Genomic DNA, 20,274 nt, shown 5'->3' with positions numbered 1-20,274 from the left:
TTTTGTGGATGAAGACAATTTGGGAGGGGGGAAGTTGGTGAGAGTGTTTTCATCGTGGGGATGAAGACACTTTGGAGGAGATATTTTCATGCAGAGTGTCTTCATGGAGGATTTAAGGACATGTAGGAGGAGAGAATTTTGTAATAGAGGTCTTAATCACTGTAATCAAGCCCTTCAAAAGCAGCAATCCCTAATCGAGAGGTCTTAACCACTGTAATCAAGCCCTTCAAAAACAGCAATCCCTCCCCAAAGAGGTCTTAATCACTGTTATAAAGCCCTTCACAACCAGTAATCCCCCCGAGAGGTCTTACCCACTGGTATAAAGCCCTTCAAAAGCAGCAATCCCTCCCCAAGAGGTCTTACCCACTGTTATAAAGCCCTATCAAAACCAGCAATTCCTCCCCGAGAGGTCTTACCCACTGTTATAAAGCCTTTCAAAAGCAGCAATACCTAATCGAGAGGTCTTACCAACTGTTATAAAACCCTTCACAACCAGCCCACCTCCTAACCAAGACGTCTTTACCTCTTCCCAGATTCAAATACCCCCAATAGTTCTCATCAGTTTCAAAATCTTAAAAAAACCTACATCTTGAACAATTTTGACCAATTGACGTTTAAACACCTCACAAAAGTGGAATTCTGTTTGAGAGAGGCCTCTCCGTAAAAACCTCTCCCTACATCTATTCCCCTACATATATTGACGCAAAGACACCTCAAACGAGCCAGAATGACAGTTTTTAGCGAAAGGTTATCTATTGAATTTTTTCTAAAGGTCTTATATATTTTACATATAGTCAAAGATAGTCAAGGTCAGATAGGAGGATAGCATGAGGAACATATCTGATGTCATTGAGCATTATTTGAAACAGGTGTTAGAGGGGAGCAGAGAGAATTCTGCCGAGATTAAACGAAGTGAGATAGCGGATAAGTTTGAATGTGTACCCTCTCAGATTAATTATGTGATTAATACTAGATTTACGATTGAACGGGGATATTTGGTGGAGAGCAAGCGGGGGGGCGGCGGGTATATTAGGATTATCAAAATCAAGCCGCATGACCATTTGCAATTAATCGACCAGCTTATAGAGCTAATAGATGTGAGAGTTTCCCAAGCCAGTGCGGAGGATGTGATCTTTCGGTTGGTGGAAGAGAAGATAATTTCCGCTAGGGAGGCGAAGATAATGGTTAGTGTCATGGACCGTTCTGTTTTATATTTGGGCCTGCCTGAAAGAGATGAGTTGCGGGCAAGGATGTTAACGGCCATGCTGACTACATTGAAGTATCGGTAGGGGGAATGAAAATGGTATGTCAAGAATGTAATGAGCGTCCGGCTGCTTTGCATTTTACGAAGATAATTAATGGGGAAAAATCAGAGATTCATATTTGTGAACAATGTGCTCAAGAAAAAGGAAGTATGTCATTGTTTACAGGTGGTTCAGGTTTTTCGATTAATAACCTGATTGCTGGATTGTTAAATACGGAACATGCTATTCCCAATCCACAACAGGAAGATCTTGAGCCGCAAAAGATCTTACAGTGTGAGCGGTGTAGGATGACATTTCCACAGTTTACGAAAATCAGCCGGTTTGGTTGTTCGGAATGTTACCATACTTTTTCCGACAAAATGCAGCCTATCTTAAAGAGATTGCATAGTGGGAATACGGTGCATGCAGGGAAAATACCGAAACGAATCGGGGGAAGTATGCACGTAAGAAAAGAAATTGATTCGCTAAGAGAAGAATTACAAGAGCTTATTTTACAGGAAGAATTCGAGAGTGCGGCGAATACTAGAGATAGAATCAGAGAATTGGAAAGACAATTGAGTGAAAAAAGAGAGGGGGAGCAGTAGATGTCTCTTGAGCACTTTTTGAATAATGCAGTCAGCTCTTGGATGAAGCAGGAGGGTCCGGATTCAGATATCGTCCTTAGTAGTAGGGTCCGACTTGCTAGGAATCTAGAAAAGATGCAGTTTCCGACAGTATTTAGCAATGAGGAAGCTCAACAGATAGTGGATATCATGAGGCAGCATTTTGGGGAAAAGGAGTTCCAGGACCTTGGGGAACTTGAGTTTCTTCTTATGGAGGAAATGAATGCCTTAGAGAAGCGAGTGCTGGTAGAAAAGCACTTAATCAGTCCACAACTGGCGGAGGATTCGGCATTTGGAGCATGTTTGTTATCACCGAATGAAGAAGTGAGCATTATGATAAACGAGGAGGATCATATCAGGATACAATGCTTGTTTCCCGGCCTGCAATTAAATGAAGCGTTGCAAGTGGCTAATTCTTTGGATGATTGGATAGAAAAAAAGATTGATTATGCGTTTGATGAAAAACGAGGATACTTAACGAGTTGCCCGACAAATGTGGGGACGGGGCTGCGCGCTTCCGTCATGATGCACTTACCCGCATTGGTGTTGACGCAACAGATGAACAGAATTGTTCCGGCAATTAATCAATTGGGATTAGTTGTTAGAGGAATTTATGGTGAAGGTAGCGAAGCTTTAGGGAACATCTTTCAAATATCTAACCAAATGACACTTGGTAAATCAGAAGAAGATATTGTCCAGGACCTTTTAGGTGTTGTGCATCAACTTATTTCACAAGAGCGCTCTGCCAGGGAAGCATTAGTCAAAACTTCAAACATACAATTAGAAGATAGGGTATTTCGCTCATACGGGTTGCTGGCACATAGCCGGGTAATGGAGACGAAAGAGGCGGCAAAGTGTTTGTCGAATGTGCGGCTAGGTATAGATCTTGGCTATATCACCGACATTTCCAGGTCCATATTGAATGAATTAATGATTTTAACTCAACCTGGCTTCTTGCAACAATATGCAGGAGGACCATTGAAGCCAAATGAAAGAGATGTTCGCAGGGCTGGGTTGATTCGGGAAAGAATGCGATTAAATAGATAAAATATTCGGGAGGCGATTGGATATGATGTTTGGTCGATTTACAGAAAGAGCGCAAAAAGTATTGGCATTGGCACAAGAAGAGGCACTGCGCCTAAGCCATAATAATATTGGAACAGAGCATATCCTGCTTGGACTAGTCAGAGAAGGGGAAGGGATTGCCGCGAAGGCGCTGATAGCCCTTGGACTGGGACCTGAAAAGATTCAAAAAGAAGTGGAAAACCTCATTGGCAGAGGGCAGGACAGTGGACAGTCCATCCCCCACTACACACCTAGAGCGAAGAAGGTAATTGAGCTTTCCATGGATGAAGCCCGTAAACTGGGTCATTCCTATGTGGGAACAGAGCATGTATTGCTTGGCCTGATTCGAGAAGGAGAAGGTGTGGCGGCACGCGTGTTAAATAACTTGGGGGTGAGTTTGAATAAGGCGCGCCAGCAAGTGTTGCAATTACTTGGAAGTAACGAGTCTTCCGGAGGACATCAAGGTGGTGCGTCGGCGAATGTGAATACCCCTACTTTGGATAGCTTGGCAAGGGATTTGACGGCGGTAGCACGTGAAGGCAGTCTAGATCCTGTTATCGGACGAAGCAAGGAAATTCAGCGTGTCATTGAGGTGCTTAGCCGAAGAACAAAAAACAACCCTGTATTAATTGGGGAACCTGGAGTGGGGAAAACGGCCATTGCGGAAGGACTCGCGCAGCAAATTGTGAGCAACGAAGTTCCGGAAATCCTTCGTGATAAGCGCGTTATGACACTGGATATGGGGACGGTGGTTGCTGGTACGAAATATCGCGGGGAGTTTGAAGACCGCCTAAAGAAAGTAATGGATGAAATCCGTCAAGCTGGTAACATCATTCTTTTCATTGATGAGCTTCACACCTTGATTGGTGCAGGAGGTGCAGAGGGCGCTATTGACGCATCCAATATCTTAAAGCCATCTTTGGCCCGCGGAGAGTTGCAATGCATCGGTGCCACCACTCTAGATGAGTACCGTAAATATATTGAAAAAGATGCAGCACTTGAACGCCGCTTCCAACCAATTCAGGTGGATGAGCCAACTACAGAAGAATCCATTCAGATATTGACAGGACTTCGTGATCGCTATGAAGCGCACCATCGCGTATCCATCACGGATGAAGCGATTGAGCAGGCGGTTAAGCTTTCCGACCGTTACATTTCGGACCGCTTCCTGCCCGATAAAGCGATAGACTTGATAGACGAAGCAGGATCAAAAGTGCGACTTCGTTCTTTTACTACACCTCCAAACTTAAAAGAGTTAGAGGTAAAATTAGAAACTGTTCGTAACGAAAAGGATGCGGCCGTTCAAAGCCAGGAATTTGAGAAGGCGGCTTCTTTAAGAGATACAGAGCAACGTCTTCGTGAACAATTAGAAGAAACTAAGAAAACGTGGAAAGAAAAGCAAGGACAAGAGAATTCTGAGGTGACAGTGGAAGATATTGCAATGGTGGTATCGAGCTGGACGGGAATTCCGGTATCAAAACTTGCACAAACAGAAACAGATAAACTGTTAAACATGGAATCTTTATTGCACTCCCGTGTCATTGGGCAGGATGAAGCAGTTAAAGCAGTATCGAAAGCTGTTCGTCGAGCACGTGCCGGCTTAAAAGATCCGAAGCGTCCAATAGGTTCCTTCATCTTCCTCGGGCCAACTGGGGTAGGTAAAACGGAACTTGCAAGAGCCCTAGCTGAATCTATCTTTGGTGACGAAGATGCGATGATTCGTATTGATATGTCCGAGTACATGGAGAAGCATTCAACTTCCCGTCTTGTTGGTTCCCCTCCAGGATATGTGGGGTATGATGAAGGCGGACAATTAACGGAGAAGGTTCGTCGCAAACCTTATTCTGTTATCCTGTTAGATGAAATTGAGAAGGCGCATCCTGATGTGTTCAATATTCTATTACAAGTGTTAGAGGATGGCCGTTTGACAGATTCAAAGGGTCGAACAGTAGACTTCCGTAACACGCTTGTCATTATGACATCGAATGTTGGTGCAGATGCCTTAAAACGCAACAAATATGTAGGTTTCAATGTACAGGATGAGAACCAGAACTATAAAGACATGAAAGGGAAAGTGATGGATGAGCTGAAAAAAGCGTTCCGTCCGGAGTTCCTAAACCGTGTGGATGAAATGATTGTGTTCCACTCCTTAGAGAAGACACATTTGAAAGAAATCGTAACGTTGCTATCTGAGCAGTTGACGAAACGCCTGAAAGAACAGGATATCGATTTGGAGCTGACAGACGCTGCAAAAGAAAAAATTTCCGAAGAAGGCTATGATCCAGAATATGGTGCAAGACCATTGCGCCGTGCTATCCAAAAACACGTGGAAGATAAACTATCGGAAGAGTTGTTAAAAGGAAATATCGAGAAAGGCAAGAAAATCTCATTAGATGTGGTAGATGGAGAATTTGTTGTCCGTGATGTGGAAAAAGTAAAATAAAGTGGATGGTCGTTTGCATGACTGAATAGAAGTGGAGGTTAGCTCTTGATATAAGGGCTTTCCTCCTTTCTTGTATTTTCCAATGGTTAAGATTAGCGTAAGTTACGGGAAATAAGGTATCATAAAAGAAGGAAAACAATGGTATTTTTATTATACTCTTTTCATAAAGATTATTGTTAATATAGAGAGGATTTTTGGATGGCAAAGCGTAAGACAAAGTTTATGTGTAAGGAATGCGGGTATGAGTCTCCTAAGTGGATGGGGAAATGTCCCGGGTGCAATGCTTGGAATACAATGGTGGAGGAACTGGAAGAGTCCAGGACACCACGACGTGGAGGTTTTACGACGTCCTCATCTACACTGGCAAGAAAAGCAGAATCCATCACAAAAGTGGAAAATATAAAGCAGTCAAGGATTTATACAGATATGGAAGAGTGCAATAGAGTGCTTGGCGGCGGATTGGTCCAAGGATCACTTGTTCTGATCGGGGGTGACCCTGGCATTGGAAAGTCAACTTTATTGCTGCAGGTGTGCAGTCAATTGGCATTAAAAAAACACCGTGTCTTATACATATCAGGGGAAGAATCTGTTCAGCAAACAAAGCTGCGGGCAGATCGTTTAGGCGTACAGGCAGAAGAATTGTTTGTCTTATCAGAAACGGATTTTGAGCTTGTTGCAAAAGCAGTAGAAGATGTACAACCGACTTTGCTTGTTGTCGATTCCATACAAACTGTTTATCATCCTGCAGTTACTTCCGCTCCGGGGAGTGTGTCCCAGGTTAGAGAATGTACGGCTGAGTTGATGCGAATTGCTAAGACGAAGAATATTGCTGTCTTTATCGTAGGTCATGTAACAAAAGAAGGATCTATTGCAGGACCGCGCCTTTTAGAGCATATGGTAGACACAGTGTTGTATTTTGAAGGAGAAAGACACCACACATATCGTATCTTACGTTCGGTGAAAAATAGATTCGGCTCCACGAACGAGATTGGTATTTTTGAAATGAAGGAAGAGGGATTGACGGAAGTAAAGAATCCGTCAGAAATCTTTTTAGAAGAACGGTCAAAAGGAGCGGCAGGTTCCACAGTTGTAGCATCAATGGAAGGTACAAGGCCCGTATTGGTGGAAATCCAGGCTTTGATCTCTCCAACAGGTTATGGAAATCCTAGAAGAATGGCAACAGGTATTGACCATAACAGAGTATCACTCATCATGGCAGTACTTGAAAAAAGAGTCGGACTGTTGCTTCAGAACCAGGATGCCTACTTGAAAGTTGCAGGAGGGGTTAAACTCGATGAACCAGCCATTGACCTTGCAGTAGCGGTCAGCATTGCCTCCAGCTTCCGTAACCAAACATCTGAACCAACAGATGTGGTAATAGGGGAAGTGGGGCTGACAGGAGAAATCAGACGGGTATCCCGTATTGAACAACGTGTGCAAGAAGCAGCAAAGCTAGGTTTCAAACGAGTGATTATACCTGCGAAAAATTTGGGAGGATGGACCATCCCAAAAGAGATTAATGTGATTGGCGTGAACACCATTGAACAGGCTCTTCAATATACTCTAGGGGGATAGAGATGGAAGAACAACGGCAGAAAGAAAAAATCATGGCAGATACGTTACAGTTTATCGCACCCGGAACACCTATTCGGGAAGGAATCAACAATATTTTAAGATCCCAAACCGGCGGACTTGTGGTCGTGGGATTCAACGATAAAGTAAAAGACATGGTAGACGGCGGATTTTCTATCAATTGTTCATTCAGCCCTGCTTATGTCTATGAATTGGCCAAGATGGATGGTGCCATTATCCTGAATGAAAAAGGGACGAAAATCCTTTATGCCAATGCGCAATTGACACCTAACTCCACCATTATTTCAACCGAAACAGGTATGAGACACCGAACAGCAGAGCGCGTGGCTAAGCAGACAGGCTGTCTTGTGGTAGCGATATCTCAGCGCCGCAATGTCATTACATTGTATAAAGGCGATTTTCGTTATGCATTGCGTGATATCGGGGTTATTTTTACGAAAGCAAACCAAGCGATTCAAACGTTAGAAAAATATAAAACAGTGCTTGATCAAGGTATTACCAATTTAGGTGCCTTAGAATTTGAAGAGCAAGTATCATTATCAGAACTCTTACAGGTGATCCACCGCATAGAAATGGTACTCCGCATAAAAAATGAAATATTAAGCTATATAAATGAGCTTGGAACGGAAGGCAGACTTATTCGGTTACAAATGACAGAACTGCTGGCTCATATTGAAGAAGAAGCGATTCTACTTATAAAAGATTATTGTCTGGATAAAGAGATGGATGCATTTCTAATATTAAGAAGATTGCAGGAGTTGGCAAATACAGAACTATTGGACGATGCTGTTATCCTGAAGATGCTAGGGTATTCTGGGTTTATGAATCCGGACGAAATTGTTCTGCCTAGAGGATATAGAGTATTACATAAGATCCCGAGACTACCGCCTCTTGTCATTGAAAACCTTGTCTGCAAGTTCTGGAATTTAAAGCATATTCTTCATGCAACCGTGGAGGAACTGGATGAAGTGGACGGGATTGGTGAGGTGCGGGCCAGAAAAATCAAAGAGGGATTAAAACGAATACAGGATCAACTATTAATAGACCGTCAAATGTAAACTGTAATATCAGTTATGTGACAAAAACCTTACAAAAGTAAATTAAAAGTTTTTTCGACGTTTTATTTAATGGAAACTGTTTATAATGATTAAAGGGAGGTGAGGCAATGTTAAGGCGTATGGTTCAATTATTCTTTTTAATTCTTGGAGGAACATTGGGGATCTTTTTCATTCCCGAGCTGTTTTCACTCTTGGATTTAGGGGATATCCCTTTTCTTACGAAGCCTTATACTGTTGCTATTTTAGGAGCAATTATATTTTTTATCCTTACTTTTTGGTTAGTGGATTATGTTGTAGGATTCATTAAATGGATAGAGGAATCTTTAGTGAAAGCGCCTGTTACCGATGTGTTATTTGGTAGTCTAGGACTTATTTTTGGACTGATTGTTGCGTATCTGGCAGTTATTCCTTTGGAGAGAATCCCTTTTGTCAGCGCCATTTTCCCTATTTTCATTACCATTTTATTAGGATACCTTGGTTTTCAAGTAGGCTTTAAGAAGCGAGATGAATTGGTAAGTTTATTTTCCATTTCTTCAAAGTTTGGAAAGAAAAAATCAGTAGAAGATGATGAGTTAGATTTATCCTCAAAGAAGCTGAAAATCCTGGATACGAGCGTTATAATTGATGGCAGGGTGGCGGATATTTGCCAAACCGGTTTTCTAGAAGGAACGATCGTCATTCCACGATTTGTTCTAGAAGAACTTCAGCATATTGCCGATTCATCCGATGTATTAAAACGAAATCGTGGTCGACGTGGATTAGATATACTAAACAGGATCCAAAAAGAATTAGCTATAAAAGTAGAGATATATGAAGGCAATTTTGAAGATATCCAGGAAGTGGATTCTAAGCTTGTGAAGCTAGCAAAGTTGACCTCTGGTGTAGTCGTTACAAATGATTTTAACTTAAACAAAGTATGTGAGCTCCAAAATGTCGAAGTGTTAAATATCAACGATCTTGCCAATGCAGTAAAGCCTGTCGTTCTTCCTGGCGAAGAGCTGACTGTACAAGTCATTAAAGACGGAAAAGAACATAATCAGGGTGTCGCATACTTAGATGACGGTACGATGATTGTAGTGGAAGAAGGCCGTGATTACATCGGCAAGCACATACAGGTCTTGGTCACAAGCGTCCTCCAGACATCTGCCGGACGAATGATCTTTGCCAAGCCCAAACAACTAGAACGGGCAGCGTTATAAGTAAATAGTAGTAACCCTTACCCTCTTAAGCTATGCTTGGAGGGTATAAGTTATTTTGTGAAAAAAACAACACCCACGGGAGAGTAAAACAATGAACTACCAAGTAATCGTACTAGCAGCAGGACAAGGAAAGCGGATGAAAGCAGGGAAAAACAAGCAGTTCATCGAGCTTGAGGGGAAACCTGTCATCATACATACCCTCTCCGTCTTTGAAGCGGACCCATGGTGTAAAGAAATTAAACTAGTCATCAATGAAAAAGAAAAAGATATATTCAAAGAACTTCTTACCCAATACCCGGTACCTAAAATAAAAGAAATGGTCCTTGGTGGAGAAGAGCGGCAGGATAGCGTGTATAATGGGCTTACATCGCTTCAAACAGCAGAAATTGTTCTTGTTCATGATGGAGCAAGGCCTTTTATTTCTCGCGACGTCATTCACAATCTGGTAGAAAAAGCGTCCAAAGAGGGAGCTGCTATTGTAGGGGTGCCTGTTAAAGATACGATAAAACGTGTTAGCGTGGCGGGAATAGTGGAAGAAACGGTGGAACGCTCCAGCTTATGGTCCATCCAAACGCCTCAAGCTTTCCGGTATCCAATCCTGAAAGCCGCGCACGAAAAAGCAAAAACAGAAAACTATTTAGGAACCGATGAAGCAAGTCTCGTAGAACGTATCCAAGTACCAGTACACATAGTACAAGGCGAATACGAAAACTTCAAACTGACCACACCAGAAGATCTAATCCTTGCAAAAGCTTTTTTACAAAAATAATTAATATTAAACCGTAAACCCCTTGAGGTTGGAGTGCAAGGTGTGAGACTCCGAAGGGAGGTAGCGGTAGGTTGAGACCCCTGAAGCGTTGTGAGGAGGCTCAAGCACCGACCCTCGGAAAGAAAACACCTGAAACGGAAATCTAAAGGAGTTAAACGGACTATACTTTTTTAAATGGAGAGGTGCACTATGTTTCGAATTGGACAAGGTTTTGACGTACATCAGTTTGCAGAAGGCAGACCACTTATAATCGGGGGCATAACCATCCCTTACGAAAAAGGGCTGCTAGGACATTCCGATGCCGACGTATTATTACATACAATCTCAGATGCATGCTTAGGCGCAATTGGAGAAGGAGATATCGGAAAACACTTCCCAGACACAGACCCGGCATTCAAAAATGCTGATTCCGCTGTTTTAATGGAACAGGTATGGGCAATAGTAAAAGAAAAAGGCTATACACTTGGAAATGTGGACTGTACCATTATTGCACAAAAACCAAAAATGGCTCCACATATCGAACCGATGCGCAAACGAATTGCAGAACTACTAGAAGCGGACGTGGAACAGGTCAATGTAAAAGCCACCACCACTGAAAAACTCGGCTTCACAGGCAGAGAAGAAGGAATCGCCGCTCAAGCAGCCGTCCTTCTAATAAAGAAATAGATTTTGGAAAACGTAATCTATAGCTGATGATTGGAGCAAATGGCGTAGACTCCAGCGGGAAAGTAGCGACATTGTTGAGACCCCCAAGCGTTGTGAGGAGGCTCAAGGTCGCCCCCAGAAAGCGAAGCCATTTGTGGAAATCATCAGCGGCGTAGTAGGAAGTCCATAGAAAGAAATAGCTACGTACTCCAGCATTTTTATGTTAAAATAATGCTTAGTTTTAAAAACCGTCCGGGCCCGAAAGCCGACGGAAAATGGAGGTAACAAAACATGACAGTTCGTGTACGATATGCCCCAAGTCCAACAGGGCACTTACATATAGGAAACGCCAGAACCGCACTATTCAACTACCTGTTTGCCCGCAGCCAAAATGGGAAGTTCATCATCCGTATTGAAGATACAGACAAAAAACGTAATATCGCAGGCGGAGAAGAAAGCCAGCTGAAATATTTGAAGTGGCTTGGAATGGATTGGGATGAAAGTGTCGATGTAGGCGGCGAATATGGCCCATACCGCCAATCAGAACGTAATGAAATCTATACTAAATTTTATAACGAGCTTTTAGAAAAAGGGCTTGCCTATAAATGTTATTGCACGGAAGAGGAACTAGAAGCCGAGCGCGAAGAGCAGATTGCCCGTGGAGAGAACCCTAGCTACTCTGGCAAGCACAGCAACTTAAGCCTTGAAGAGCAAAAAGCATTTGAAGAAGAAGGAAGAGAACCAAGCATTCGCTTCCGCGTGCCAAAAGGAAAAGAAATTAAGTTCCAAGACATGGTAAAAGGTGACGTATCTTTTGAGTCGGATGGCATTGGTGACTTTGTTATTGTGAAAAAGGATGGAACACCTACTTACAATTTCGCGGTGGCGGTCGATGATCACCTGATGCAGATTTCACACGTCCTTCGTGGTGACGATCATATCTCGAACACGCCAAAACAAATCATGATTTTTGAAGCATTAGGCTGGGATGTTCCTGTATTTGGTCATATGACGTTAATCGTGAACGAAAGCCGTAAAAAATTAAGTAAACGTGATGAGTCCATCATCCAGTTTATTGAGCAATATGAGGAGCTTGGCTATCTGCCTGAGGCTTTGTTCAACTTTATTGCCTTGCTTGGCTGGTCTCCAGTCGGTGAAGAGGAAGTCTACTCAAAGGATCAATTTATTGAGATTTTTGACACTGCTCGTTTATCCAAATCACCAGCGGTCTTTGATACAAACAAATTAATGTGGATGAATAACCAATACATCAAAACAATGGACCTGAATCGCCTTGTTGAGCTTTCCTTGCCGCACCTAGTAAAAGCAGGCCGTCTGGAAGAAACAATGACAGAGGATCAGAAGGATTGGGCGAAGGAACTTATTGGACTTTACCAAGAGCAGATGAGTTTTGGAGCGGAAATTGTGGAATTGACGGAGATGTTCTTCCAAACGCATATCGAATACGATGAAGAAGCAAAAGCTGTCCTGGCTGAAGAACAAGTACCAGAAGTAATGGTTGCCTTCCATAAGGAATTGGAAGAGATGGAGGACTTCTCTGTGGACAACATCAAAGCTGCAACGAAAGCTGTACAAAAAGCAACCGGTCATAAAGGGAAAAAGCTGTTCATGCCAATCCGTGTGGCAACAACGGGCCAAACACATGGTCGTGACCTGCCGCAAACGATTCATCTATTAGGAAAAGATACAGTTTTAGCGAGGTTGTCGAAGCTAATTGGTTAACATTTTACGTAAAACATAATATGATAGAACTAACATATTTTTAAACGAGATAACCATACTTGAATGTTGAAGAGGAGAGTAGAAAAGGTACATCCTTTCCAGAGAGAATCGCCATGGCTGCAAGCGATTCATGTGATGACTTTTTTGAAATGCACCTCGGAGTCTGTTACTAAAAGGCCCTAAAGCTTAGTAAGTGACAGCGGCAACCTCCCGTTACGAGGCTTAAGTGGGGATATGGGCCCTTTTAGTAGAAACCATATCCAAACAGAGTGGAACCGCGCCATAAGCGTCTCTGTGTCAATGACACGGAGGCGTTTTTATTTTTGATAAACACTTATGAACAGAAGAAAGGAGGTACTCCATGTTTCGCACACTAAAGGAAGACATAGAAGTGGTATTTGAACAAGACCCTGCTGCAAGAAATTACTTTGAAGTAATCCTAACATACTCCGGCCTTCATGCCGTTTGGGCACACCGGATTGCACATGCATTCTTTAAGCGAAAAATGTTTTTTATCGCAAGAGCTATCTCCCAAGTGAGCCGCTTCTTCACTGGAATTGAAATTCACCCAGGTGCCAAGATCGGCCACAGATTTTTTATTGACCACGGAATGGGAGTTGTCATAGGAGAAACCTGTGAAATTGGGAATAATGTAACTGTCTTCCAAGGAGTAACCCTCGGCGGTACAGGGAAAGAAAAAGGAAAACGACACCCTACTATACAGGACAACGCACTTATTGCGACAGGCGCCAAAGTGTTGGGATCCATCACAATCGGTGAAAACTCCAAAGTTGGAGCGGGGTCGGTCGTATTAAAAGACGTGCCTGCCAATTCTACAGTTGTCGGGATACCAGGGAAGATCGTTATACAAGATGGAGTAAAGGTGAAAAGAGATTTAAATCACCACGAAATGCCAGATCCGACAGGGGATAGGTTTGTAGAATTGGAAAATCAAATTGCCCGCTTGCAAAATGAGCTGCTACTTTTAAAAGAGAGGAAGAAAATAGATGACCATTCATCTTTATAATACATTAACACGTCAAAAGGAAAAGTTCGTCCCGCTTGAAGAGGGCAAGGTAAAAATGTATGTGTGCGGACCGACCGTATACAACTACATTCATATCGGGAATGCAAGACCGCCAATCGTATTTGATACCGTCAGAAGATACCTAGAATACCGCGGGTATGAAGTGAACTACGTTTCTAATTTTACGGATGTGGATGATAAGCTGATTAAGGCTGCAAACGAATTAGGAGAAGATGTGCCTACCATTGCAGAGCGTTTTATAGAAGCCTACCACGAAGATGTCTCTGCTCTGGGTTGCAAACAAGCAACTGTTCATCCAAGAGTAACGGAAAGCATGGACATTATTATTGAGTTTATTGAAGCATTGATTGAAAAAGGGTATGCCTATGAGTCTGGTGGAGATGTTTATTACAGAACCCGCGAGTTTAAAGAGTATGGAAAGCTTTCACACCAACCGATAGAGGACCTTCAGCTTGGAAATCGTATTGAAGTGGGAGATAAGAAACAAGATGCACTTGATTTTGTCCTATGGAAAGCGGCAAAAGAGGGAGAAATTTATTGGGAGAGTCCATGGGGCCAAGGTAGACCTGGTTGGCATATTGAGTGCTCGGCAATGGCTCGTAAATACCTAGGAGACACTATAGATATCCATGCCGGTGGACAAGACTTGTCCTTCCCGCATCATGAAAATGAAATTGCTCAATCCGAGGCGTTGACAGGAAAGACCTTTGCTAACTATTGGATGCACAATGGGTATATTAATATAGACAACGAAAAAATGTCCAAATCCCTTGGGAATTTCGTGTTGGTTCATGACATTATCAAAAAGCATGACCCGCAACTATTGCGTTTCTTTATGCTTTCTGTCCATTATCGTCATCCAATCAACTATAACGAGGAGCTGCTGCAAAGCACCAAAAACGGCTTGGACCGTATTCGGACAGCTTACGCTAACTTAAAGCATCGTTTGGACAATACGGCTAATCTTGCAACGGATGATACGGAATGGCTAGAAAAAGTAGAAGAATTTAAAAATGAATTCATTCGTGTAATGGATGATGATTTTAATACTGCCAATGCCATTTCTGTTTTGTTTGATATGGCAAAACAAGCTAACCTTTACTTAAACGGGAAAAATACTTCTGAAAAAGTGTTGCAGGCATTTATGGCCAATTTTGAAGAACTATTTTCTGTTATCGGTGTGTCCCTTACTGCTGAGGAAGAACTATTAGATGAGGAAATTGAAAGCTTGATCCAACAGCGAATCGATGCAAGGAAAAACCGTGATTTTGCAAGAGCGGATGAGATTCGTGACGAATTGAAATCGAAAAATATCATTCTCGAAGATACTGCACAAGGCACGCGTTGGAAAAGAGGCTAATATCTGAATGAGCAAAATACAAGTAGATGCTAAGCAATTAAATAGTCTAGCGCTTGCCTATATGGGGGATGCGGTGTATGAAGGATACATCCGCCATCACCTTTTGAAATCCGGAAAGATTCGCCCAAACCAGTTGCACAGGGCTGCAACAAACTATGTGTCTGCGAAATCGCAGGCACATCTGCTTCACCAACTGATGGAGCGTGAATTTTTTACCGAAGAAGAACAAGGTGTGATCAGAAGAGGAAGGAATGCAAAATCCGGTTCGGTACCAAAGAACACAGACGTGCAGACATACCGTTACTCTACCGCATTTGAAGCGCTGATTGGCTATCATTATTTAAGTGATAAAATAGACCGCATGGAAGAAATCGTGTTTACCTGCATAGAACTGGTAGACAGCAAGAGAGGTGAATAGAGATGACAAAAGAATTCATTATGGGAAGAAACCCAGTACTAGAGGCACTTAAATCTAATCGTGAAATTAACAAGCTATGGATTGCAGAAGGTGGTCAAAAAGGCTCTATCCAACAGGTCATTGCAATGGCGAAAGAAGCAAATGTTCTCGTGCAATTTGTTCCTCGTAAGAAAATTGATCAGATGGTAGAGGGAAATCATCAAGGAGTCGTCGCTTCCGTAGCTGCCTATGATTATGCGGAGCTTGATGATCTGTATAAGGCGGCAGAACAACGAAACGAAGATCCATTCTTTTTGATTCTTGATGAAATTGAAGATCCCCATAACCTAGGTTCCATCATGCGTACAGCAGATGCTGTAGGGGCACATGGCATCATCATTCCAAAACGGAGAGCGGTGGGATTGACTGCCACTGTGGCAAAAGCCTCCACAGGTGCCATTGAGCATATTCCGGTTGTGCGAGTAACCAATCTTGCCCGCACAGTGGACGAGCTGAAAGAGCGAGGACTTTGGATTTTTGGAACGGATGCGAAAGGAACGGTTGATTATACAAAAATGGATGGGTCTTTGCCACTTGGGCTTATCATCGGCAGTGAAGGAAAAGGAATGGCCAGACTTTTAAAAGAAAAATGCGATTTTCTTGTATCTTTACCGATGGTAGGAAAAGTTACGTCCCTAAATGCATCTGTAGCAGCAAGTTTATTAATGTATGAGGTTTTCCGCAAAAGATTGTCGGCAGGAGAGTAAGGGACAATGGATATTCTACTGGTAGATGGATATAACATTATCGGTGCGTGGCCGGAGCTTAGGGTCTTGAAAGATCAAGATCTCGCAATGGCCCGTGATATCCTTATTTCTAGAATGGCAGAGTACCAGGCATATACAGGCTACAAGGTAATTATTGTTTTTGACGCGCATATGTCACAGGGAATAGAGACGAAATACAAAAATCATCGCGTGGAAGTCATTTATACTCGCGAAAACGAGACTGCCGATGAAAGAATTGAAAAACTCGCTATCAGCTTAAGTGACATTCGCACACAAATCCATGTGGCAACTTCCGACTTTACAGAACAATGGGCCATTTTCGGTCAAGGTGCATTGCGGAAATCTGCTCGTGAACTGTTAAATGAGTCAAACGCTATTGAGGAAAGAATAAAAAAACGTGTAACAAAATTTACCAACGAAAAACCTTCAAAACGCATAGAATTGGACCATGAAATTTCAGCAATTTTCGAAAAATGGCGCCGAGGACAGCGATGAGTGGTTGACGGTCAATTTATGCCTACTGTATAATATTTCTATCTACTGATTCAGTCGGAGGGATAGGTGTGATAGTGAGCGATCCAAGAAATGCTAACAGGATATTAGAGCTTATGGAAGACGAACAGATGGTAGAACTTGTGCATTTAGGTGATAGTGAAGCGCTGGATTATTTAATCAACAAGTATAAGAACTTCGTTCGCGCGAAGGCTAGATCCTATTTTCTTATTGGTGCAGATCGCGAGGATATTGTGCAAGAAGGGATGATAGGTCTATACAAGGCAATCCGGGACTTTAAAGAGGACAAGTTGACTTCTTTCAAGGCGTTTGCCGAACTATGCATTACCAGACAAATCATTACTGCGATTAAAACTGCTACAAGACAGAAGCATATTCCATTGAATTCGTACGTATCTTTGGACAAGCCTATCTATGACGAAGAATCGGACCGCACATTAATGGATGTTATTTCGGGTGCTAAGGTCATGGACCCTGAAGAATTAATCATAAATCAAGAGGAATTTGATGATATAGAAGTTAAGATGGGAGAGTTGCTGAGCGACCTTGAGAGAAAGGTGCTTGCCCTTTACCTGGACGGACGTTCCTATCAGGAAATTTCAGAAGATTTAAACCGGCATGTAAAATCCATCGATAACGCATTACAAAGGGTAAAACGCAAGTTAGAAAGGTACTTGGAATTGAGAGAGATTACGCTATAAACCGTAACATCTTCCAAGTTAACGTACGGAATGGTGGCGCCTTCAAATCACATTGACTAATTATTACACCTATGTTACATTTTTAGGGACATCTATGTTTTGGTGGTGTAACACATGCAAAGTAAGGTAGCACTTGCTTGCGCTACATGCTCTTCCCGCAACTATTCAACAGTGAAAGGAAAATCACAAAGCGCAGAGCGATTAGAGATAAAGAAGTTTTGTAAAGTTTGTAATGCTCACACCGTTCATCGGGAGACAAAATAGATCACTATCTGGGGTTGGAGGTTACATGGATGGGACGTTTGACTAATTTTTTTCGTGATGTAGCTCGCGAAATGAAAAAAGTAAGCTGGCCAAAACGCCAGGAACTAACGCGCTACACAATTACAGTAGTAACAACAGTATTGTTTGTAGCAGTGTTTTTCTGGGTTATTGACTTAGGTATTTCTGAGTTGATCCGTGCTTTGATTAACTAATCATTTTAGAGCAAACAAAATTTTTTCCGTATTCCTTTTGCTCTTGAATAAGTAATGTTATATCATGGTATAATGTAAATAATACTTTCTGACAAAAAGCCCGTTCAACGGGTTTTTTCATTTGGAAAAAAACACCACGGTGTTTTAATAGTTTCACTGATTTTTATAAGGTGGTATTCTTGGCGATTAGCCTAACTTCCCCTGTTGATTGTAGTGAAGGGTGTGAGACTCCTCGAAAATGCTAGCGCATTTTCTTCGTGCGATGAATCGCTGCCTAAGCGTTCCTTGTCCTGAGGGAGGTAGCGGTAGCTTGAGACCCCTGAAGCGTTGTGAGGAGGCTCAAGCACCGCCCAAAGGATAAGCGAACACCCATAACGGAAATCAACAGGGAGTCCAACGGAATACTAATATTTATAGTCTCAAAAATAAAATGCTAGAAAAGGGAGGGACGGACACAAGTCCTAAACAATGGAGAAAAACTGGTACGTTGTTCATACTTATTCCGGATACGAGAATAAAGTAAAAGCGAACTTAGAAAAACGAGTAGAATCAATGGGGATGCAAGACAAGATCTTCCGTGTCGTAGTTCCTGAAGAAGAAGAAACAGACATTAAAAACGGCAAAAAGAAAGTAACCAAGAAAAAAGTTTTCCCAGGTTACGTTCTAGTAGAAATCGTTATGACAGACGACTCTTGGTATGTTGTACGTAACACCCCTGGCGTAACAGGTTTCGTAGGGTCAAGCGGATCCGGCTCCAAGCCAACACCTCTTTTGGATGATGAAATTGCATTTATCCTGAAGAGAATGGGTATGATGGAAAAGCAAGTAGAAGTAGACTTCGATCTGAAAGAATCCGTAAAAGTAACAGAAGGACCATTTGCAAACTTCACAGGTCACATCGTAGAGCTGGATAAAGACAAGCATAAAGTGAAAGTTTTAGTAAATATGTTCGGCCGTGAAACCCCTGTGGAGCTTGACTTTACACAGATTGAAAAATTATAATGTAAAAAAACTTGAAATAGTTTCGTAAAAATGATATTATTTCAAAGGTCAGTATGTCTCTGAAATAGAGACTATTAATAAAAAAATATTCTTTATTAAATATATAAAGAATGAGTTGAGTGGGAGGGAGAAATCCCAGATACCACATCACGGACTTAAGGAGGTGTGTCTCGTGGCTAAAAAAGTAATTAAAATGGTAAAGCTACAAATTCCGGCAGCGAAAGCTAACCCAGCACCACCAGTTGGACCAGCACTAGGTCAAGCAGGTGTTAACATCATGGGTTTCTGTAAAGAGTTTAACGCTCGTACAGCAGATCAAGCTGGATTGATTATCCCTGTTGAAATCACGGTTTTTGAAGACCGTTCATTTACATTTATTACGAAAACTCCACCTGCTGCAGTTTTACTTAAAAAAGCAGCTGGTATTGAGTCTGGTTCTGGTGAACCAAACCGTAATAAAGTTGCAACAGTTAAGCGTGATAAAGTACGCGAAATTGCGGAGACGAAAATGCCAGATCTAAACGCTGCAAGCGTAGAAGCTGCAATGCGCATGGTTGAAGGTACTGCTCGTAGCATGGGTATCGTCATCGAAGACTAATCCCATTGCTTTTGATTTAACTGCTGTTCAGGGTTGCGGATTTTGGTTTAAGGCCAATTCGCAACCTTTATTCGTGGGAGGTTATTCCGCTAAAACCACATAAGGAGGACGTTTAAAATGGCTAAAAGAGGTAAAAAGTACATCGAAGCTGCGAAACTTGTAGACCGTCAAACGGCTTACTCTGTTAACGAAGCTATCGAATTAGTTAAGAAAACAAACACTGCGAAGTTCGACGCTACTGTGGAAGTTGCATTCCGTCTTGGAGTTGACCCTCGTAAAAATGACCAACAGATCCGTGGAGCAGTAGTGCTTCCTCATGGAACTGGTAAAACTCAAAAAGTCCTAGTTTTCGCTAAAGGCGAAAAAGCGAAAGAAGCAGAAGCTGCTGGAGCTGACTATGTTGGGGATGCTGACATGATCGCGAAAATCAACCAAGGTTGGTTCGATTTCGACGTAATCGTTGCTACACCAGACATGATGGGTGAAGTTGGTAAACTAGGTCGCGTATTGGGACCTAAAGGCTTAATGCCAAACCCTAAAACTGGTACAGTTACATTTGATGTAACAAAAGCTGTTAACGAGATCAAAGCAGGTAAAGTTGAATACCGTCTTGATAAATCCGGTAACATCCACGTACCAGTAGGTAAAATCTCTTTCGAAGATACGAAGCTTGTTGAAAACTTCACAACTATCTATGAGACTTTACTAAAAGCTAAACCGGCTGCTGCAAAAGGTACATTCATGAAGAACGTTGCTGTTACTTCTACAATGGGCCCTGGAGTAAAAGTTGACGCTTCTACTTTCGTAGCTACCAAAAACTAACATATTGACACAAGATAACTAGACGGTTATAATAATCGTTGTGTTTATAAAATGATATTGTTTGTACCGTAGACAGTAGGTGCCAATTGGCTTAATTTCCTACCGAGGTGTGAATTTTTACGATATAAAGCATTGCGCTTTTAACGATAAAACTTCTGCCTCCACCTGCGTGGAGGCATTCTTTATG

21 protein-coding genes and 2 other annotated features (1 of these 23 only partly in view) are annotated in these 20,274 nt (G+C 42.2%); all 21 genes read left to right on the top strand.

The window, feature by feature from the left end:
• The first annotated feature begins 827 nt into the window (after nucleotides 1–827).
• The 21 genes from AAV98_RS16480 to rplA all read left to right on the top strand — a co-directional run bounded on the left by AAV98_RS16480 (nucleotide 828) and on the right by rplA (nucleotide 20,087).
• On the top strand, nucleotides 828–1,289 hold the full coding sequence (locus tag AAV98_RS16480; protein WP_060666631.1) for a CtsR family transcriptional regulator: 462 nt from the start codon (nucleotides 828–830) through the stop codon (nucleotides 1,287–1,289).
• A gap of 11 nt (nucleotides 1,290–1,300) precedes the next feature.
• Nucleotides 1,301–1,849: a UvrB/UvrC motif-containing protein gene (locus AAV98_RS16475; RefSeq protein WP_060666630.1), complete on the top strand. Its 549-nt coding sequence runs from the start codon at nucleotides 1,301–1,303 to the stop codon at nucleotides 1,847–1,849.
• A complete protein-coding gene (locus tag AAV98_RS16470) occupies nucleotides 1,850–2,914 on the top strand; it encodes a protein arginine kinase (protein WP_060666629.1) in 1,065 nt (354 codons plus the stop codon). It begins immediately after the preceding gene.
• A gap of 22 nt (nucleotides 2,915–2,936) precedes the next feature.
• Nucleotides 2,937–5,375, top strand: a complete 2,439-nt coding sequence (gene clpC, locus AAV98_RS16465; protein ID WP_060666628.1) for an ATP-dependent protease ATP-binding subunit ClpC — start codon at nucleotides 2,937–2,939, stop codon at nucleotides 5,373–5,375.
• A gap of 198 nt (nucleotides 5,376–5,573) precedes the next feature.
• Nucleotides 5,574–6,950: a DNA repair protein RadA gene (gene radA, locus AAV98_RS16460; RefSeq protein WP_060666627.1), complete on the top strand. Its 1,377-nt coding sequence runs from the start codon at nucleotides 5,574–5,576 to the stop codon at nucleotides 6,948–6,950.
• Between the two features lie 2 nt (nucleotides 6,951–6,952).
• Complete coding sequence (disA, locus tag AAV98_RS16455) at nucleotides 6,953–8,026, top strand: DNA integrity scanning diadenylate cyclase DisA (protein ID WP_060666626.1); 1,074 nt, start codon at nucleotides 6,953–6,955, stop codon at nucleotides 8,024–8,026.
• Between the two features lie 107 nt (nucleotides 8,027–8,133).
• Entirely contained in the window at nucleotides 8,134–9,225 is a 1,092-nt protein-coding gene (locus AAV98_RS16450) for a PIN/TRAM domain-containing protein (protein WP_060666625.1), read from the top strand.
• A 91-nt stretch (nucleotides 9,226–9,316) separates the two neighbouring features.
• Nucleotides 9,317–9,994 (top strand): 2-C-methyl-D-erythritol 4-phosphate cytidylyltransferase, encoded by a 678-nt coding sequence (gene ispD / locus AAV98_RS16445; RefSeq protein ID WP_060666624.1) that lies wholly within the window; start codon nucleotides 9,317–9,319, stop codon nucleotides 9,992–9,994.
• Nucleotides 9,995–10,183: 189 nt separating this feature from the next.
• On the top strand, nucleotides 10,184–10,660 hold the full coding sequence (gene ispF / locus AAV98_RS16440; protein WP_060666623.1) for a 2-C-methyl-D-erythritol 2,4-cyclodiphosphate synthase: 477 nt from the start codon (nucleotides 10,184–10,186) through the stop codon (nucleotides 10,658–10,660).
• Between the two features lie 270 nt (nucleotides 10,661–10,930).
• On the top strand, nucleotides 10,931–12,382 hold the full coding sequence (gltX, locus tag AAV98_RS16435) for a glutamate--tRNA ligase (RefSeq protein ID WP_060666622.1): 1,452 nt from the start codon (nucleotides 10,931–10,933) through the stop codon (nucleotides 12,380–12,382).
• A 57-nt stretch (nucleotides 12,383–12,439) separates the two neighbouring features.
• Nucleotides 12,440–12,679: a binding site (T-box leader), on the top strand.
• 64 nt (nucleotides 12,680–12,743) lie between these two features.
• The gene (gene cysE / locus AAV98_RS16430) at nucleotides 12,744–13,409 is read left to right on the top strand and encodes a serine O-acetyltransferase (protein ID WP_060666621.1); all 666 of its coding nucleotides are present in this window, start codon (nucleotides 12,744–12,746) and stop codon (nucleotides 13,407–13,409) included.
• Nucleotides 13,390–14,790, top strand: coding sequence for a cysteine--tRNA ligase (gene cysS, locus AAV98_RS16425; protein WP_060666620.1), 1,401 nt, complete (start codon nucleotides 13,390–13,392; stop codon nucleotides 14,788–14,790). The genes cysE and cysS overlap by 20 nt, the downstream gene beginning before the upstream one ends.
• 7 nt (nucleotides 14,791–14,797) lie before the next feature.
• Nucleotides 14,798–15,208, top strand: coding sequence for a Mini-ribonuclease 3 (locus AAV98_RS16420; protein WP_060666619.1), 411 nt, complete (start codon nucleotides 14,798–14,800; stop codon nucleotides 15,206–15,208).
• Nucleotides 15,209–15,210: 2 nt separating this feature from the next.
• Nucleotides 15,211–15,954 carry a 23S rRNA (guanosine(2251)-2'-O)-methyltransferase RlmB gene (rlmB, locus tag AAV98_RS16415; RefSeq protein WP_060666618.1) on the top strand — a complete coding sequence of 248 codons (744 nt, stop codon included), beginning with the start codon at nucleotides 15,211–15,213 and terminating at the stop codon, nucleotides 15,952–15,954.
• 6 nt (nucleotides 15,955–15,960) lie between these two features.
• Nucleotides 15,961–16,470 carry an NYN domain-containing protein gene (locus AAV98_RS16410; protein ID WP_060666617.1) on the top strand — a complete coding sequence of 170 codons (510 nt, stop codon included), beginning with the start codon at nucleotides 15,961–15,963 and terminating at the stop codon, nucleotides 16,468–16,470.
• A gap of 113 nt (nucleotides 16,471–16,583) precedes the next feature.
• Entirely contained in the window at nucleotides 16,584–17,189 is a 606-nt protein-coding gene (gene sigH / locus AAV98_RS16405; RefSeq protein ID WP_087942026.1) for an RNA polymerase sporulation sigma factor SigH, read from the top strand.
• 114 nt (nucleotides 17,190–17,303) lie between these two features.
• Complete coding sequence (rpmG, locus tag AAV98_RS20050; RefSeq protein ID WP_010191464.1) at nucleotides 17,304–17,453, top strand: 50S ribosomal protein L33; 150 nt, start codon at nucleotides 17,304–17,306, stop codon at nucleotides 17,451–17,453.
• Between the two features lie 29 nt (nucleotides 17,454–17,482).
• Entirely contained in the window at nucleotides 17,483–17,665 is a 183-nt protein-coding gene (gene secE, locus AAV98_RS16400; RefSeq protein WP_010191465.1) for a preprotein translocase subunit SecE, read from the top strand.
• Between the two features lie 468 nt (nucleotides 17,666–18,133).
• Nucleotides 18,134–18,667, top strand: a complete 534-nt coding sequence (nusG, locus tag AAV98_RS16395; RefSeq protein WP_060666616.1) for a transcription termination/antitermination protein NusG — start codon at nucleotides 18,134–18,136, stop codon at nucleotides 18,665–18,667.
• Between the two features lie 172 nt (nucleotides 18,668–18,839).
• On the top strand, nucleotides 18,840–19,265 hold the full coding sequence (gene rplK / locus AAV98_RS16390; RefSeq protein WP_148990097.1) for a 50S ribosomal protein L11: 426 nt from the start codon (nucleotides 18,840–18,842) through the stop codon (nucleotides 19,263–19,265).
• A gap of 117 nt (nucleotides 19,266–19,382) precedes the next feature.
• Nucleotides 19,383–20,087, top strand: coding sequence for a 50S ribosomal protein L1 (gene rplA, locus AAV98_RS16385; protein ID WP_060666614.1), 705 nt, complete (start codon nucleotides 19,383–19,385; stop codon nucleotides 20,085–20,087).
• 48 nt (nucleotides 20,088–20,135) lie between these two features.
• Nucleotides 20,136–20,274, top strand: a sequence feature (ribosomal protein L10 leader region); it runs 7 nt beyond the window's last position.

The organism is Bacillus sp. CHD6a (genome assembly GCF_001293645.1).
In the GTDB taxonomy this organism is placed as follows: domain Bacteria; phylum Bacillota; class Bacilli; order Bacillales; family Bacillaceae_I; genus Sutcliffiella_A.
This window is presented reverse-complemented; position numbering and strand designations above follow the sequence as displayed.

Excerpts from the sequence above, each read along its gene's own strand:
- AAV98_RS16480 (WP_060666631.1), top strand. The coding sequence starts at position 828 with ATGAGGAACATATCTGATGTCATTGAGCATTATTTGAAACAGGTGTTA.
- AAV98_RS16475 (WP_060666630.1), top strand. The coding sequence starts at position 1,301 with ATGGTATGTCAAGAATGTAATGAGCGTCCGGCTGCTTTGCATTTTACG.
- AAV98_RS16470 (WP_060666629.1), top strand. The coding sequence starts at position 1,850 with ATGTCTCTTGAGCACTTTTTGAATAATGCAGTCAGCTCTTGGATGAAG.
- clpC (WP_060666628.1), top strand. The coding sequence starts at position 2,937 with ATGATGTTTGGTCGATTTACAGAAAGAGCGCAAAAAGTATTGGCATTG.
- radA (WP_060666627.1), top strand. The coding sequence starts at position 5,574 with ATGGCAAAGCGTAAGACAAAGTTTATGTGTAAGGAATGCGGGTATGAG.
- disA (WP_060666626.1), top strand. The coding sequence starts at position 6,953 with ATGGAAGAACAACGGCAGAAAGAAAAAATCATGGCAGATACGTTACAG.
- AAV98_RS16450 (WP_060666625.1), top strand. The coding sequence starts at position 8,134 with ATGTTAAGGCGTATGGTTCAATTATTCTTTTTAATTCTTGGAGGAACA.
- ispD (WP_060666624.1), top strand. The coding sequence starts at position 9,317 with ATGAACTACCAAGTAATCGTACTAGCAGCAGGACAAGGAAAGCGGATG.
- ispF (WP_060666623.1), top strand. The coding sequence starts at position 10,184 with ATGTTTCGAATTGGACAAGGTTTTGACGTACATCAGTTTGCAGAAGGC.
- gltX (WP_060666622.1), top strand. The coding sequence starts at position 10,931 with ATGACAGTTCGTGTACGATATGCCCCAAGTCCAACAGGGCACTTACAT.
- cysE (WP_060666621.1), top strand. The coding sequence starts at position 12,744 with ATGTTTCGCACACTAAAGGAAGACATAGAAGTGGTATTTGAACAAGAC.
- cysS (WP_060666620.1), top strand. The coding sequence starts at position 13,390 with ATGACCATTCATCTTTATAATACATTAACACGTCAAAAGGAAAAGTTC.
- AAV98_RS16420 (WP_060666619.1), top strand. The coding sequence starts at position 14,798 with ATGAGCAAAATACAAGTAGATGCTAAGCAATTAAATAGTCTAGCGCTT.
- rlmB (WP_060666618.1), top strand. The coding sequence starts at position 15,211 with ATGACAAAAGAATTCATTATGGGAAGAAACCCAGTACTAGAGGCACTT.
- AAV98_RS16410 (WP_060666617.1), top strand. The coding sequence starts at position 15,961 with ATGGATATTCTACTGGTAGATGGATATAACATTATCGGTGCGTGGCCG.
- sigH (WP_087942026.1), top strand. The coding sequence starts at position 16,584 with ATGGAAGACGAACAGATGGTAGAACTTGTGCATTTAGGTGATAGTGAA.
- rpmG (WP_010191464.1), top strand. The coding sequence starts at position 17,304 with ATGCAAAGTAAGGTAGCACTTGCTTGCGCTACATGCTCTTCCCGCAAC.
- secE (WP_010191465.1), top strand. The coding sequence starts at position 17,483 with ATGGGACGTTTGACTAATTTTTTTCGTGATGTAGCTCGCGAAATGAAA.
- nusG (WP_060666616.1), top strand. The coding sequence starts at position 18,134 with ATGGAGAAAAACTGGTACGTTGTTCATACTTATTCCGGATACGAGAAT.
- rplA (WP_060666614.1), top strand. The coding sequence starts at position 19,383 with ATGGCTAAAAGAGGTAAAAAGTACATCGAAGCTGCGAAACTTGTAGAC.